The sequence below is a fragment of the Nocardia panacis genome (assembly GCF_003598715.1).
Classification (GTDB): domain Bacteria; phylum Actinomycetota; class Actinomycetes; order Mycobacteriales; family Mycobacteriaceae; genus Nocardia; species Nocardia panacis.
In genome coordinates, this window is the sequence record NZ_QZFU01000016.1 from 113392 (window position 1) to 128747 (window position 15356).

Here is a 15356-nt window from a genome sequence, read left to right on the forward strand (position 1 = left end):
GCGTGGCAGTTCGCCGGACGCGCCACGGGAGGCGCGCCGCCACCTGATTCGACTACTTGTTCTCGTCGGTGGGACGGAACTGGTGCGTCGCGTCCGCCGCCGGATCGGCACTCTGCTCGGTGCCGAACGGCTGCCCCGACTGCGCGGGCTGCTGAGTCGAACCCTGTTGCGCCTGACCGAAATTCAGCGATCCATACGGCTGCTGCTGACCCGGCTGCGCGGCGCCGTAGTGCTGGCCCGCGGCGGGCTCGGACGGCTGGGCCTGCTGCGGCGCGACACCGTAACCGGCGGGGTAGCCCGCAGGCTGGCCGTAGGGCGACTGCTGGCCCTGGTACTGCTGGGTCGGCGGGGCGTAGCCGGGCTGCTGGGCCTGACCGTACGGGTTCTGCGGCTGCGCCTGCTGCGCGTAACCGGGCTGAGCGTAGGGCTGCTGCTGGCCGTACGGCGACTGCTGGGCGGCGTAGGTCTGCTGGGGCTGCTGGGTCTGGCCGTAGCCCTGCTGACCATAGGACTGCTGACCGTAGCCCGCGCCGTAACCGGCGGGCGCGGCGGGTTTCGGCGCAGGCGCGGTCAGAATGCCCGCCTCGAACAGCAGCGTCGCCACCGCCAGCGCGGCCTGCACGAACACCAGGAACAGCACGACGTACGCGCCCCACTCGAGCTTCACCGCGTCGCCGAGTTTGAAGGACTGGAACAGCAGGCCGAGGAAGCCCGCCACCGACAGCGCCGCCGCGACACCCGTCCAATCCTGTTTGGGCAGCAGCGACAATCCCGCGAGCACGCCGGCCGCGAGCACGATGGTCAGCAGCGGGGAGCCGAAGCCGATGCCGCCGTCGAACAGGCTGACGGTCTTGCTGGTCCGCAGCACGCTGCTGGTGGCGTACGGGAGGAAGCCGAGCAGGAAGTTGATCACGCCGAGCGCGAGCACGCCGATCGTCAGGAAATACGGCAGACCTTTGCCGGTCGCGCTCGATCCGGTACTGGCGCCGCCGAAGGCGGGCTGGGCGGCGGGCGTCGGCGCGGGTGCGTTGTACCCGGAGCCCCCGGTCGGGTATGACATGTCGTCGTCTCCTAGGTCGAGTCGTGCTCTGGCTGATCTTCACGGTCTGGTCTTCGCGACGTCTATCTCGTTCCGACGCTACTGCACTGTTGGCCTCCGGTCATCCTCGACCGACCCGCTTCGCGACCGCGACTCACCTGTTCGGGACCAGGATTCGGTCCGCGTAGCGATGCCAGCCGAATCCGGTCGCGACGAACTCCGCCCGCAGCGTCGCGGCCAACTCCGCCGCCCCGATCGCGTCGCCGCGCGCCGCGCGCAACGAGGTCTCCACGGCCCGCGCGGCCAGCAGCGGAATGCCGTACGCCCTCCCGCGCAAACCGTCGAGCAAGGTCGCGGCCTCCGCCCACTCCCCCTTGACGATGAGCACGTCGGCCAAGTCGACGCGGGCCATGCCCGTGGTCGCGCCCTCGTGTTCGAACGCGGCGCGGCAATAGGATTCGGCCGCGTCGAGCTCACCCGCGGCGCGGGCGACGGCGGCCCTGGTCAGATCGTTGAGCGGCAGGATCTGGCGGTCGTCGAGTCGGCGGGCGTAGCGGTCGGACTGTTCCACCGCCGCCAGCGCGGCGGCGGTGTCGCCGAGGTCGAGCAGCGCCTTGGCCTCATTGCTCAGCCCTCGGGACAGACCGTGCTCGTCATTGGCGGCCTTGTCGAATTCCGCCGAGCGCCGGTAGGCGGCCAGCGCGCCGACGGCGTCGCCCGAATAGAGCAGCGCGGTGCCGAGCGCGTCGGCGAAGGAGGCGGCCTGACTGTCGCGCTCGGCCAGTGCCTCACCGGTGCGCAGGTGTTCGATCGCGGTGCTCAGCCGCGCCCGTTCGATATCGACGATGCCCTGGTAGTAGCGCACCGTCTGCCCCGGTTCGGCGTCACCGAGCGGTGCGGCCACCTCGGCGGCGCGCGCGAGCAGATCGGCGGCCCGCTCCAGTGCTCCGCCCATGAGTTCGTGGAATCCGTAGTGGCTCAGGGCCTGCGCGAGTTCCGCCGGGGGCAGGTCGATGGCGTCCACCACCAAAGCGGAGAAGTGTTTGCGGGCCTCCGGGAACCAGGCCCGCGCCAGCCACGGCACATGCATGGCATTGGCCAGTCGCAGCCCGTCGGCGGCGCGCGGGGTGCCCGGCGCGTGCTCGAGCGCGGCGAGGATATTCGGCCATTCGGCGAATACCGAGGCCACCGCCTCGGCGGCGGCGAAATCGTCCGGCGCGCCCGCGACGGCGACCAAGTCCCGGCACCATGACAGGTGGGCCGCGCGCAGCGCCTCGAGCTCGCCCGCCTCGGCCGCACGGGACAGCGCATAGTCGCGCACCGTTTCCAACAGTGTGAATCGCCTTGTGCCGCTGTCGGATTGGACGGACACCAGGCTGCGGTTCACCAGATCCGCCAGTGCGGGCGCGATATCGCCGACCTCCATGGCGATCCCACCTCCCGGATCGGGCAGCACCGCCTCGGCGGCCTCGAGCGTGCAACCGCCCGCGAAAACACCGAGCCGGCGCAGAACCGCGCGCTCCCGATCCGCGAGCAGTTCATGACTCCAGTCCAAGGCGACGCGCAAGCTGGTGTGTCGCCCGCCGCCCGCGTTGCGCGCCCCGCCGACCAGCAGGCGGACCCGGTCATCGATGCGGGTGGCCAACTGGGCGATGGTGAGCGTCCTGGTCAGTCCGGCCGCCAACTCGATGCCGAGCGGCAGCCAGTCGAGGGCCGCGCAGATACGCACCACGTCTTCGCGTTCGGCGGCGGTGACCAGTCCGCCGAGTCCGGCCCGCTCGGTGAACAGGGCCACCGCGACACCGCGATCCAAGGGACCGAGCGGATACACCGACTCCCCCGGCGCGCCCAGCGGGGCCTGCGAGGTCACCAGAACGCTGGAACCCGTTGCCGTCCGGATGAATTCACGCACACCGCGACGCACATGCTCGGCATTGTCCAGGATCAGCAGCACCTGCGGACCGAACGCGGCCACCGGATCGTCGGTCCCGTCGAGCAGTCCGGCGGATTCCAGCGCGGCCATCCCGGCGGGCGCCACATCGTCGTCCCCGGTGAGCGGGGCCAATTCGACATGAACCACCCGCCGACCGGAATTCGCGGCGGCCCTGGCCAATTCGATCGCGAGCCGCGACTTCCCACTGCCCGCCACTCCGGTCACCGTGATCAGGCCCGGCCGGGCCGAACGCGCACTGAGTGCGGCGAATTCGCGCCCACGTCCGAGAAAGCTGGTGACAGGACCGGTCACCGGCGCTTCCGTCGCCACGCTCCCCGCTGAAACCGGTGCGTCCATGAATAATTCGACACTCGCCGCCGCGCGCAGCGCCGGATCGTGATCCAGGATGCGCATTTCCAGCCTCGCGGTATCCGGCGCCGGATCGACCCCCAGTTCCTCGGCCAAAACCCGACGCAACCGGGCCAGCCGCTCCAGCGCCGCACCCTGCCGACCGCTGCGATACAGCGCCAACGCCAGCAGACAACCCAGCGGTTCGTGCAGCGGATATCGGGCCACCAGAGCGGCCAACTCGGTCACCACCTCGTCCGGCGCGCCGAGTTCCAGATTCGCCTGCAACCCGGCCACGGTGAGCATCAGCCGCCAGTCGTCGAGTCGTTCGCCCTCGATCCTGGCGAACGGGATGGCCCGCAGATCGGCCAGCGCCTCACCGCGCCACAGCGACAGCGCCGCCCGCGCCGACTCCGCGATGACGGGCCAGTCGCCGCCGCGCTGCGCGGTGTGCATGCGCTGGGCGGCCGCCTCGGCGGCGAGCAGATCGGCGACCACCGCCGAGGTCTGATAGCCGGCGGGGGTCCGCGCGATCACCCCGGCGTGCGCGCCGAGCGTGGCCCGCAGCCGCGACACCACCACCCGCAACCGCTGCACCGGGCGCTCGATCTCGGCGCCCCACAGATCCCTGGCCAGCCGCGCATCGGGCACCGCGACCCGATTGGCCAGCGCCAACCGCACCAGTACGGCCCGCTCCAGCGGGCGGTCGATGGCCACGGCCCTACCCTCGGCCCACACTTGCACTGGACCCAACCCCAGTACGTCCACGCCCAAAGCATGGCACGCGGAAAGGGTTGTCGCGGTTGACCTCACCCGGTGGGCGCGACGGCGCGCGACATGCGAGGCTGTTGCACGATGCTGACCTACACCCAAGCCGTGATCATCGGCCTACTTCAAGGCGTAACCGAACTCTTCCCCATCTCGAGTCTTGGCCATTCGGTGCTGGTCCCGGCCTGGATCGGCGGATCGTGGAGCCAACTGGTCACCCAGGGCGACTCCGACAAGGGCACCCCCTACCTTGCCTTCGTGGTCGGCCTGCACGTGGCCACGGCCATCGCGCTGCTCGGATTCTATTGGCGCGACTGGATCAATATCATCGTCGGCTTCTGCACCACGCTGCGCACCCGCCGGATCGAGACCTCGAGTCAGCGGCTGGCCTGGCTGATCATCCTGGCCACGGTGCCGGTCGGTGTGCTCGGTCTGGCACTGGAGCATCCGCTGCGGACACTGTTCGCCAAACCCGTCTCGGCCGGAATCTTCCTGACGCTCAATGGCTTCGTCCTCATCGGCGGCGAGGTGCTGCGCCGCCGCAGCCAGCCGTCGCTGGCCGACTACGGCCGCGCCTTCGCCGAGGCCGAGGCCCGCCACCACGACGAGTCGCGCGGCCTGCCGGTCGATCCGGAGCCCGACAGCGAGACCAGGCTGGCGCGCCTCTCGGTGAAGGATGCGCTCGGCATCGGGGTGGCGCAGACCGGTGCGCTGTTCGCGGGCATCAGCCGCTCGGGCATGACCATGGTCGGCGGACTGCTGCGCGGACTCGATCACGAGGATTCGGCGAAGTTCGCCTTCCTGCTGGCCACCCCGGTCATCCTGGCCGCGGGTGTGCTCAAGCTGCCGACGCTGGCTGGTCCGCAGGGCGAGGGCATCCTGGGTCAGGTGCTGGTCGGCTCGATCGTGGCCGGTGCGGCGGCCTGGTTCGCGGTGAAATTCCTCGAGCGCTACTTCAAATCCAATTCGCTGCTGCCGTTCGCGGTGTACAGCCTGGCCTTCGGACTGGCCTCGGTCATTCGGTTCACACTGTTCTGAGACCGGCACGAATAAGGCCGCCCACCGAATCCGGTGGGCGGCCTTATTGTTTCGCGCGTGGATCAGGCTGTTTCCCGACCGCGGCTCAGGCGGTGATCGAAGCCTTTTCCAGGATCTCGCGGGCCAACGCGGCGGTCTCGGACGGCGTCTTGCCGACCTTCACACCCGCGGCCTCCAGCGCCTCCTTCTTCGCCTGGGCGGTGCCCGACGAACCGGAGACAATGGCGCCCGCGTGGCCCATGGTCTTGCCCTCGGGGGCGGTGAAGCCCGCCACGTAGCCGACGACCGGCTTGGTGACATTGGCCTTGATGTACTCTGCGGCGCGCTCCTCGGCGTCGCCGCCGATCTCGCCGATCATCACGATGAGCTTGGTCTCGGGATCCTGCTCGAACGCCGCGATGGCGTCGATGTGGGTGGTGCCGATGACCGGGTCGCCACCGATGCCGATGGAGGTGGAGAAACCGAAATCGCGCAGTTCGTACATCATCTGGTAGGTCAGCGTGCCCGACTTGGACACCAGGCCGACCGGACCCTTGCCGGTGATATTGGCCGGGGTGATGCCGACCAGCGACTCACCGGGGGTGATGATGCCGGGGCAGTTCGGGCCGATGATGCGGGTCTTGTTGCCCTTTTCCAGGTTGTAGGCCCACGCGTAGGCGGTGTCCTGCACCGGGATGCCCTCGGTGATGACCACCAGCAGCGGGATCTCCGCATCGATGGCCTCGATGATGGCGTCCTTGGCGAACTTCGGCGGCACGAAGGCGATCGAGACGTCCGCGCCGGTCTCCTTGATGGCCTCGGCCACCGTGCCGAATACCGGCAGTTCGACGGCCGAACCGTCCTTCGCGGTGTGCGCGACGGTGGTGCCCGCCTTGCGCGCATTCACACCGCCGACCACCTGCGTGCCCGCCTTCAGCATCAGCGCGGTGTGCTTGGTGCCCTCGCCGCCGGTGATGCCCTGGACGATGACCTTGGAATCCTTGTTCAGGAAGATAGACATGAGTTTTCGTCCCTTACTCGGCCGTCTTATCGGGCGGCAGCCAGTTCGGCGGCCTTGTCGGCGCCTTCGTCCATTGTCTGCGCCAGCGTCACCAGCGGGTGCGCGGCCTCGGCGAGGATCTTGCGACCCTCTTCGACGCGGTTGCCGTCCAGGCGGACGACCAGCGGCTTGGTGGCGGTCGCGCCCAGGATCTCCAGGGCCTTGACGATGCCATTGGCCACCGCGTCACAGGCGGTGATACCGCCGAACACATTCACGAAGACGCTCTTGACCTGCGCGTCGCCCAGGATGACATCCAGGCCCGCCGCCATGACCTCGGCCGAGGCGCCGCCGCCGATATCGAGGAAGTTGGCGGGCTTCACGCCGCCGTGGTTCGCACCGGCGTAGGCGACCACGTCGAGGGTGGACATGACCAGGCCCGCGCCATTGCCGATGATGCCGACCGACCCGTCGAGCTTGACGTAGTTGAGGTCGTTCTCCTTGGCCTTGAGCTCCAGCGGGTCCGTGGCCTCCTTGTCGGCGAAGGCCGCGTGATCGGGATGGCGGAACTCGGCGTTCTCATCCAGGGTGACCTTGCCGTCGAGGGCGAGGATCTCGTTGTCCGGGGTGCGGACCAGCGGGTTGACCTCGACCAGGGTGGCATCCTCGGCGATGAAGACCTCCCAGAGCTTCTGGATGGTCACGGCCGCGGCGTCGAGCACATCGGCGGGCAGGTGGCCCTGCTCGGCGATGGACCGGGCGAAGGCCAGGTCGACACCCTTCACGGCGTCGACGGGCACCTTGGCCAGCCGCTCGGGCTTGGTGGCGGCCACCTCCTCGATTTCCATACCGCCCTCGACCGAGCACATGGCCAGGTAGGTGCGGTTGGCGCGGTCGAGCAGGAAGGAGATGTAGTACTCCTCCGCGATGTCCTTGGCCTCGGCGACCAGGAGCTTCTTCACGATGTGGCCCTTGATGTCCAGGCCGAGGATGTTCTGCGCGTGGGTGAGCGCGTCATCGGGGCCGGCCGCGTACTTCACGCCGCCCGCCTTGCCGCGGCCACCGGTCTTCACCTGGGCCTTGATCATCACGGGCTTGCCGATTTCGACCGCGATGGCGCGGGCTTCCTCGGCCGTATCCGTGACGCGGCCCTCGGACGAGGGAACTCCGTGCTTAACGAAGAGCTCCTTCGCCTGATATTCGAAGAGATCCATGTACTCACCATCTCGTCTGCGTTGCGATGACAACGTCTTTGGTTGGCGGCCCGACGTCGGAAGCGGGTCTGGATCGGACTTTAATCAGTCACATGGACGGCCCAACGGCCACGTACATCCTAAGTGGCGCAGGTCACCGGCTTTTACGCGGATCGGCAAAACCGCTGGACAAGGCTACTCACGAGTAGGAAAAGCGCCCGCGCGGACCGCACGGCAGGTAGAGCGGCCCATGCCCGGACCGAAGCCGGTCAACTACACGCCGTCGTTGTGAACGCGCATCGAATCCCGCGCCGGATCATGGGATATTCCGGTGCGTTACCGTGATCAATCTCACATGTTCCGCCAGATTATCCGGAGCGCTTGCAGACCTCGCAATCGTTTCGTTACCGTTGAGGCGGTCGATGTCACAGCAAGGTCACGACTAGGAGGACGGCAAGCTTGACGCAGCACCCCGCTCCGCAGACGCACCGCCGCAGCCCCGGTGACAAGATAGCCGGCCCTGATGACAAGACGATCGCTACCACTCGCTCTACAAGGTGGCGCACCCGATGAACCCTCGCTCGACCTATGCCCCCGAGCCCACGCATACCGAATTCCGGTACCGCGACGCATATCCCGCCGACGAAGGCGATCCCTATAGTCCCTCGTACTCCGAGGGCGGCGCGCCGGATCAAGCCTGGCCGGTGGCCGACGCCTGGCCGGCCCGCGGCGACTGGCCGGAGGAGTCCTGGGAGGCCGAGGACGACTGGTCCGGAGATTCCTGGAATGCCGAGGATTGGTCCACCGAATCGGCTTCCGACCAACCCTGGACCGACGAGGGTCGCGAAATCGCCACCCCCACTGTGCTTCCCGGCACCCGCCCCGCCCGCCGCGGCGGCGCGCACCGGATGCCCGCCCCGCCCACCGCCCTCAAGGGTCGGGCCGCGGTCGCGGCCGTCGCCGCGGGCGCTTTCGTCGCCGCGGGCCAGGCCGCTATGGCCGCACCGGGCCAGTCCGCGCAGCCGGTCGACTATCAGGCGGGCGGCCAACTCCACGAGATCGCCAACCAATCCGTCAGTACCGTCGATCCGACCGCGAACGCGGAATCGCCGCAGGTACTGAATGTCTCGGCCCCGGCCAATCTCGAACAGTTCAACGACATCCTGCAAAAGGGTCAGAAGTTCGCGCAGGACCTCGCCGCCCAGGAGGCCGCGAAACTGCGCCCGCTGTTCACCCATTTCGCCGCGGGCACGTTTACCTCCGGCTTCGGCGCACGCTGGGGCGTACAGCATCTGGGCGTGGATGTGGCCGCGCCCATCGGCACCCCCATCTACTCCGTCGCCGACGGCACCATCATCGAGGCGGGGCCTGCCGCCGGATTCGGGATGTGGGTGCGCGTCCTGCACGACGACGGCACCGTCACCATCTACGGCCATGTCGACACCACCACGGTGTCGCAGGGTCAGCGCGTCACGGCGGGCGACCAGATCGCCACCGTCGGCAATCGCGGGTTCTCCACCGGACCGCACTGTCATTTCGAAGTGTGGCTCAACGGGGTCGACAAGGTGGATCCGCTGCCCTGGTTGGCTACTCGCGGTATCAGTCTCGGCATCGAGCGCGCCTGATACCCTTCAGACTTCCGAGCGCCGGACAATGCGGTCCGCTCCGCCGTCCCTGCTCAGAGATGTTCGCCCCGACCGACTATCCACACGGCTGCCCGACCGGAGGATGAAAAGCTCTATGCACGTCCAGAATTCCCGCATGGTCCGGTCCCCCCTATGAGCAGAACACGCACCCGCCGCACCGACGGCGGTCAGATCCGGGCGAAGGATCTGATCAGCAGCCTGCAAACCTCCGACGATTGGGCCGCCGAGGAGCCTTGGCCGCGTGCGGATTCCGAACGCGACGAATACGGGTGGCGATCCGGTCGCGAATCCGACTGGGGCGCGGCCGATTCCGAATGGAATGCCGACCAGGGTTTCGGTTGGGAATCCGACCGGTGGTCCGGTCCCGCCGACGCGGGCAGCACCGGCTATTCGGCGTATTCACCTCGGCCCCAAGCATTTTCACACAATACCGGATGGGACGACGATCCCGAACCGTGGTCGGATCCGCAGCATCCGCAGCAGTGGTCGGACCAGCCGGACGATTCGCGAGAGCAGACGCAGGACGCGCCCGAAGACCCGCTGCGCCGGGCCACCAGGGCCTTCATCCCCTCCCGATCCAGACAGGTCGTGCAGCCGCGCAAGGGTGGGGCGCATCGGGTCCCCGCACCGCCCACCGCGCTCAAAGGGCGCGCCGCCGTCGTGGCCGTGGCCGCGGGCGCGGTCGTCGCCGCAGGTCAGAATGCTTTCGCCGGGGTGGGCACCACCTCCGATTCCACCGTCGAATATCAAGCGGTCGGGCAGTCGCGGTCACTCGCGCCGGTCGGCGACAACAATGTCGCACCCGCCCCCAATACCGATGCGCCACAACTGCTCAGCACCGCGAGCCCGGCGAATATCGGCCAATTCAATGACATGCTCGGCAATGGCGCCGCCTTCGCCGAGGAATTGGCCGCCGAGGCACAGGCCAAGCTGCGGCCGCTGTTCATGAAGTTCACCTCCGGCACCTTCACCTCTCCATACGGCCAGCGCTGGGGCGTACTGCATCCCGGCGTCGATATGGCCGCACCGATCGGCACCCCGATCGTCGCGGTCGAGGACGGCACCATTATCGATGCGGGTCCGGCCGCCGGATTCGGCATGTGGGTGCGGGTGCTCGGCGACGACGGCACCGTCACCGTCTACGGCCACATCAACACCGCGACCGTCTCGGTGGGGCAGCGCGTCCTCGCGGGCGATCAGATCGCCACCGTCGGCAATCGCGGCGAATCCACCGGCCCGCACTGCCATTTCGAGGTGTGGCTCAATGGCACCAACCGTATAGACCCGATGCCCTGGCTCGCCACCCGAGGCATCAGCCTCGGACCCGAACGCGACTGAACCTCGGCGAGGGCTCGGGAATTCCGAGCTGACATTCCGCGGCGAGCCTAGAGCTTGACCAGTGTCCGGCTGTACTGCGGAATCAATCGGATCTTGCCCGCCGTACCGAAATCGATGGTGACCGTGGCGAGCGGGCCGAAACCCTCCGCGGCGATCACCCGCCCGAGTCCGTACTTGTCGTCGCTGACCCGATCGCCCACCGCGAGAACGAGATTCGTATTGTTGCGGGCCGCGCCACCGGGGGCGGGCCTGCGCGGGCCGCGCTCGCGCAGACCGGGCCTGGCCTCGGACCAGCCCTCGCCGCGCGTCCAGTCGCGCTCCCCGCCCTCGTCCTGGCCGCGCAGCCCGCGACCGGCGCGGGATCCGGCAGGCTCGAGTCGCCGCCACTGCAGCAGATGCCCCGGAATCTCCTGGAGGAAGCGGGATTCCGGATTGGACACTGGCTGACCCCAACCCGAGCGGACCACCGCGCGGCTGAGGTAGAGGCGCTGCCGGGCACGGGTGATACCGACGTAGGCGAGGCGGCGCTCCTCGGCCAGTTCGGTGGGATCGCCGAGCGCCCGCATATGCGGGAACTGGCCGTCCTCCCAGCCGGTGACGAAGACGACCGGGAATTCCAGCCCCTTGGCCGTGTGCAGCGTCATCATGGTGACCACGCCCGACTCCTCGTCGGGAATCTGGTCCGCGTCGGCCACCAGGGAGACTCGCTCCAGGAAGGCGGCCAGCGAACCCGGATCCGGTGCACCTTCGGCGGCATCGGGCAGCAGGCCCTCGCCGGGGTCCGGCAGCAGACCTTCGGCCCGCGCGGCCTGCGCGTTGTTGTGCGCCTCGGCGCTGAACTCGCGGGCGACACTGACCAATTCGTTCAGGTTGTCCAGGCGCGCGCCGTCCTGCGGGTCGTCGGAGTTCTCCAGTTCGGCGCGGTAGCCGGTGCGCTCCAGCACGGCCTCCACCACACTGCCGACATCCGGATAGTCCGAATCCTCCTGGACACCGGCGGCCCTGATCTCGGCCAACAGTTCCAGGAAGCCCGCGATGGCCCGCTGCGCGCGCGTATTGAGCAGCGCCACCTTGCCTGCGGCGGCATCGCGCAGCGCGGCCGCGAATCCGATACCGCGCTGATCGGCATGGACCGCGACACACGCCTCGGCCCGGTCGCCGATGCCGCGCCGGGGCGTATTGAGGATGCGGCGCATACTCACCGCGTCCTCGGGATTGTCGAGCACCCGCAGGTAGGCGACGATATCGCGCACCTCCTTGCGCTCGTAGAAGCGGACGCCGCCCACCACCCGGTAGGGCAGACCCATCCGGATGAAGATCTCCTCCAGTGCGCGGGAGTTGTTGTTGGTGCGGTAGAACACCGCCACATCGCCGTAGCGGGCCTCGCCCTGATCAACGAGGCGGTCGATCTCGCGGGCCACGAACGACGCCTCGTCGTGCTCGTTGTCGGCGACGTAGCCGACGATCAACTCCCCCGCGCCGGAATCGGTCCACAGCTTCTTGTCGCGGCGGTTCTCATTGCGCGCGATGACCGCGTTGGCGGCCGAGAGAATGTGCTGGGTCGAGCGGTAATTCTGTTCCAGCAGAATGGTTTCCGCATCCGGGAAGTCGCGCTCGAACTCCTCGATATTGCGAATCGTCGCGCCGCGGAAGGCGTAGATGGACTGGTCGGCGTCGCCGACCACGCACAACTCGCTCGGCTCGACCGAGTCGGCCCCCTCGGCGTGGTGACCGACCAATTCGCGCACCAGTATGTACTGGGCGTGGTTGGTGTCCTGATACTCGTCGACCATGACGTGCCGGAAGCGCCGCCGGTAGTACTCGGCGACCTGCGGATGCCGCTGCAGCAGGGCCACCGTCTCGCCGATCAGGTCGTCGAAATCCATGGCGTTGGCCGCACGCAGGCGGCGCTGGTACTCGGCGTAGACGCGGGCCACGAGGGCGGGCAGCTCGGTCTCGTCGGATTCGGCGTCGGCGGCGGCGCGCACCGGATCGATGAGTTCGTTCTTGAGATTGGAAATCGCGGTGGACAGCAATCGCGCCGAATATTTTTTGGTATCGATGTCGAAATCCCGACTGATCATCGTCAGTAATCGGCGGGAATCGTCGGCATCGTAGATGGAGAAATTGGAATTCAAACCCGGCAACAGCGCGGCCTGCGCGCGCAGGATACGCACACAGCTCGAATGGAAGGTGGATACCCACATATTCGTGGCACGCGGACCGACCAGTCCGATAACTCGCTCGCGCATCTCCGCGGCGGCCTTATTGGTGAAGGTGATGGCCAACACCTGGCCGGGGGTGACCCCGCGCGCGGCCAGCAGGTAGGCGATGCGGCGGGTGAGCACCGCCGTCTTGCCCGAGCCCGCGCCCGCCACGATCAGCAGGGGCGCGCCGGTGTGCACGACGGCGGCACGCTGCTGCGGGTTGAGACCATCCAATAGGCGCTCGGCCTCCTCGGCCTTGGCCGCCTCGCGTTCGGCGCGGCGGCGCGCGACCTCCGCGCCGTACGCGGCCGAACCTTCCGCCGCGTACGACGAATCGGACCCGCCGAGAGTCCGGCTCTGGTCCGTCGTGGCCTGGTTCTGGTCCGTCATGCTGTGGGGAGCCACCGTGATGTCCATCGTCCATCCACGCTACCGTCGCGCACCGACAGAGTTGAAGTCCCGTAGGCTGGTTCGCGGTTCGCCCCGCCTCCGCTCCCCGCACGGGCCGCCGGAACGGATGCCGAGAGCGGACCCGCAGGACCCGCCGTTCAGCTGATTTCTAAATAGAAGTGTTTTGCATAGCTACCAGCCCGTGGCAGACTGGCCACATGATCAGCGCTCCATCGAGACACCGGTTGTGGTTATCCCCCGGATATCCCGATCACCGACCTTGTCCCTGAGCGCAAACCATTCTGGGGGAAGTGCGAAACGGCCCGCCAGGTCTTGTTTTATGGTGAAAGAACCGGTCGGTAACGCGTTCGGCTCGTCCGCCGATGCCTGTTCTGACACGAGGAGATGAATAGATGGGCAACCCTGCCACAACGACTGGGTCGGACTCGGCGCTGCCGCAGTCCGAGGCCGAGATCGATAACCTCCGCAAGGAGATCGACCGTCTCGATGCCGAGATCCTCGCCGCTATCAAGCGGCGCACCGAGGTCTCCCGGATCATTGGTCGCACCCGGATGGCCTCCGGCGGTCCGCGTCTGGTGCACAGTCGTGAGATGAAGGTCCTGGAGCGCTTCAGCGAATTGGGCCAGGAGGGCCACACCCTGGCCATGTTGCTGCTTCGCCTCGGCCGTGGCCGCCTCGGTCACTGAATTGCCTTGGCCCGCGCCATTTCGCGCGCGCCGACCCGAGCCGCGGCGCTGACCCGCCGCAACCCGAAAGGCCGCCCCAGGGTGTTCGCACCCCCTGGGGCGGTCGCTTCTTCTCAGGGCCTGCTTCGCAGGATCTCGGCTCTCAGGTGAGGGCGATGTACTTGGTGCTGAGGTACTCCTCGATACCTTCGATTCCGCCTTCGCGCCCGAAACCCGAGGCCTTCACCCCGCCGAACGGAGCGGCCGGATCGGAGATGACGCCCCGGTTGACCCCGACCATGCCCGACTCCAACCCCTCGGCGATGCGCAGCGCGCGATCCAGGTCGCGCGTGTAAACGTAGGAGACCAAACCGAATTCGGTGTCATTGGCGGCGGACAGGCCCTCGGCCTCGGTCTCGAAGCCGATGATCGGGGCGACCGGCCCGAACACCTCCTCGCGCAGGATCCTGGCCTGCGGCGGCACCTCGCTCAGCACGGTGGCCGGATAGAACCAGCCGGGTCCGCCGGGCGCCTTGCCGCCGAGCCGCACCCGAGCACCGGCCGACACCGCGTCCTCGACCAGTTCGGTGACGATGTCGAGTTGCTGCTCATTGATCAGCGGGCCGAGGGTGGTGGCCGGATCCGCGCCGGGACCCATGGTCACCGTGCTCGCCATGGCATCCACCAGCTTGGCGGTGAACTCCTCGCGGACGCTCTCGTGCACGTGGAAGCGATTGGCCGCGGTGCACGCCTCGCCGCCATTGCGCAGCTTCGCCAGCAGCGCGCCCTCGACGGCGGCATCGATATCGGCGTCGTCGAACACCACGAACGGCGCGTTGCCGCCGAGTTCCATCGAGGTGCGCAGCAGGCCGTGCGCCGACTGGGCCACCAGTTTCCGGCCGACCTCGGTGGATCCGGTGAAGGTGAGTTTGCGCAGCCGGGGATCGTTGAGCAGCGGCCCGGTGACCGCGCCGGACCGGCTGGTGGTGATGACGGAGAGCACCCCGTCCGGCAGGCCCGCCTCCTGACAGAGTTGAGCCAGCAGCAGCATGGTCAGCGGCGTCTCCCCGGCCGGTTTGACGATCATGGTGCAGCCCGCGGCCAGGGCCGGACCGACCTTGCGGGTGCCCATGGCCAGCGGGAAGTTCCACGGTGTGATGGCCAAGCACGGACCCACCGGCTGTTTGTGCACCATGATGCGGCCGGTCCCCGACGGCGCGTGCAGGTAGCGGCCGTGCACCCGGACCGCCTCCTCGCTGAACCAGCGGAAGAACTCGGCGCCGTAGCGCACCTCATTGCGGCTCTCGGGCAGCGCCTTACCCATCTCGAGGGTCATCAGCAGCGCGAATTCCTCTGTGCGCTCGATGATCCGCTCATACACGGCGCGCAGGATCTCCGCGCGCGCTCTGGCGGGGGTCGCGGCCCATTCGGCCTGGACGGCGACCGCCGCGTCGAGCGCGCGCACCGCATCCTCCGGGGCGGCGTCGGCGACTTCGGCGAGGACCTCGCCGGTGGCCGGATCGCGCACCGGGAAGGTCGCACCGCCGGTGGCCGCGACCGGCCCACCGATCCACAGTCGCGTCGGGACGGATTCGAGAACTTCGCGTTCGGACACCATGGGGTCAGCCTAGGCCGCCACCCGACCCGCGCGGCCGCCTCGCAGTCGACATCTGTGTGCTGTGTGCGTACTCGTCGCGACTGTGCACAAGTACGGCCATACGAAGCCGCGATAGTACTCCGGCGGACCCCGTTGCGGCACATCGGAAATCTCACCGGGCGCATCGGCCGACG

At 68.3% G+C, this 15356-nt stretch carries 10 protein-coding genes; 4 read left to right on the forward strand and 6 right to left on the reverse strand.

Annotated features, from left to right (window positions below):
- Positions 1-52: 52 nt before the first annotated feature.
- Positions 53-1060, reverse strand: coding sequence for a DUF5336 domain-containing protein (locus tag D5S18_RS08815; RefSeq protein WP_120039342.1), 1008 nt, complete (start codon positions 1058-1060; stop codon positions 53-55).
- 133 nt (positions 1061-1193) lie between these two features.
- On the reverse strand, positions 1194-4037 hold the full coding sequence (locus tag D5S18_RS08820; RefSeq protein WP_120039343.1) for an ATP-binding protein: 2844 nt from the start codon (positions 4035-4037) through the stop codon (positions 1194-1196).
- A 138-nt stretch (positions 4038-4175) separates the two neighbouring features.
- On the opposite strand from D5S18_RS08820, the gene D5S18_RS08825 reads away from it, so the two are divergent.
- A complete protein-coding gene (locus tag D5S18_RS08825; RefSeq protein WP_120039344.1) occupies positions 4176-5126 on the forward strand; it encodes an undecaprenyl-diphosphate phosphatase in 951 nt (316 codons plus the stop codon).
- Positions 5127-5211: 85 nt separating this feature from the next.
- Here D5S18_RS08825 and sucD read toward each other — a convergent pair whose 3' ends face one another.
- Positions 5212-6126 (reverse strand): succinate--CoA ligase subunit alpha, encoded by a 915-nt coding sequence (gene sucD / locus D5S18_RS08830; protein ID WP_120039345.1) that lies wholly within the window; start codon positions 6124-6126, stop codon positions 5212-5214.
- A gap of 26 nt (positions 6127-6152) precedes the next feature.
- Positions 6153-7319: an ADP-forming succinate--CoA ligase subunit beta gene (sucC, locus tag D5S18_RS08835; RefSeq protein ID WP_120039346.1), complete on the reverse strand. Its 1167-nt coding sequence runs from the start codon at positions 7317-7319 to the stop codon at positions 6153-6155.
- A 548-nt stretch (positions 7320-7867) separates the two neighbouring features.
- On the opposite strand from sucC, the gene D5S18_RS08840 reads away from it, so the two are divergent.
- Both D5S18_RS08840 and D5S18_RS08845 read left to right on the forward strand, forming a co-directional pair.
- Positions 7868-8923 carry a M23 family metallopeptidase gene (locus D5S18_RS08840; RefSeq protein ID WP_203236665.1) on the forward strand — a complete coding sequence of 352 codons (1056 nt, stop codon included), beginning with the start codon at positions 7868-7870 and terminating at the stop codon, positions 8921-8923.
- Positions 8924-9076: 153 nt separating this feature from the next.
- Positions 9077-10282 carry a M23 family metallopeptidase gene (locus D5S18_RS08845; RefSeq protein WP_120039347.1) on the forward strand — a complete coding sequence of 402 codons (1206 nt, stop codon included), beginning with the start codon at positions 9077-9079 and terminating at the stop codon, positions 10280-10282.
- A gap of 47 nt (positions 10283-10329) precedes the next feature.
- Here the strand turns inward: D5S18_RS08845 and D5S18_RS08850 are convergent, their stop codons facing one another.
- A complete protein-coding gene (locus D5S18_RS08850) occupies positions 10330-12879 on the reverse strand; it encodes a UvrD-helicase domain-containing protein (RefSeq protein ID WP_239003632.1) in 2550 nt (849 codons plus the stop codon).
- A gap of 413 nt (positions 12880-13292) precedes the next feature.
- On the opposite strand from D5S18_RS08850, the gene D5S18_RS08855 reads away from it, so the two are divergent.
- Complete coding sequence (locus D5S18_RS08855; protein WP_120039349.1) at positions 13293-13586, forward strand: chorismate mutase; 294 nt, start codon at positions 13293-13295, stop codon at positions 13584-13586.
- A 142-nt stretch (positions 13587-13728) separates the two neighbouring features.
- Here the strand turns inward: D5S18_RS08855 and D5S18_RS08860 are convergent, their stop codons facing one another.
- Positions 13729-15183 (reverse strand): NAD-dependent succinate-semialdehyde dehydrogenase, encoded by a 1455-nt coding sequence (locus D5S18_RS08860; protein WP_120039350.1) that lies wholly within the window; start codon positions 15181-15183, stop codon positions 13729-13731.
- Positions 15184-15356: the final 173 nt, after the last annotated feature.

Excerpts from the sequence above, each read along its gene's own strand:
- D5S18_RS08815 (WP_120039342.1), bottom strand. The coding sequence starts at position 1,060 with ATGTCATACCCGACCGGGGGCTCCGGGTACAACGCACCCGCGCCGACG.
- D5S18_RS08825 (WP_120039344.1), top strand. The coding sequence starts at position 4,176 with ATGCTGACCTACACCCAAGCCGTGATCATCGGCCTACTTCAAGGCGTA.
- sucD (WP_120039345.1), bottom strand. The coding sequence starts at position 6,126 with ATGTCTATCTTCCTGAACAAGGATTCCAAGGTCATCGTCCAGGGCATC.
- sucC (WP_120039346.1), bottom strand. The coding sequence starts at position 7,319 with ATGGATCTCTTCGAATATCAGGCGAAGGAGCTCTTCGTTAAGCACGGA.
- D5S18_RS08840 (WP_203236665.1), top strand. The coding sequence starts at position 7,868 with ATGAACCCTCGCTCGACCTATGCCCCCGAGCCCACGCATACCGAATTC.
- D5S18_RS08845 (WP_120039347.1), top strand. The coding sequence starts at position 9,077 with ATGAGCAGAACACGCACCCGCCGCACCGACGGCGGTCAGATCCGGGCG.
- D5S18_RS08850 (WP_239003632.1), bottom strand. The coding sequence starts at position 12,879 with ATGACGGACCAGAACCAGGCCACGACGGACCAGAGCCGGACTCTCGGC.
- D5S18_RS08855 (WP_120039349.1), top strand. The coding sequence starts at position 13,293 with ATGGGCAACCCTGCCACAACGACTGGGTCGGACTCGGCGCTGCCGCAG.
- D5S18_RS08860 (WP_120039350.1), bottom strand. The coding sequence starts at position 15,183 with ATGGTGTCCGAACGCGAAGTTCTCGAATCCGTCCCGACGCGACTGTGG.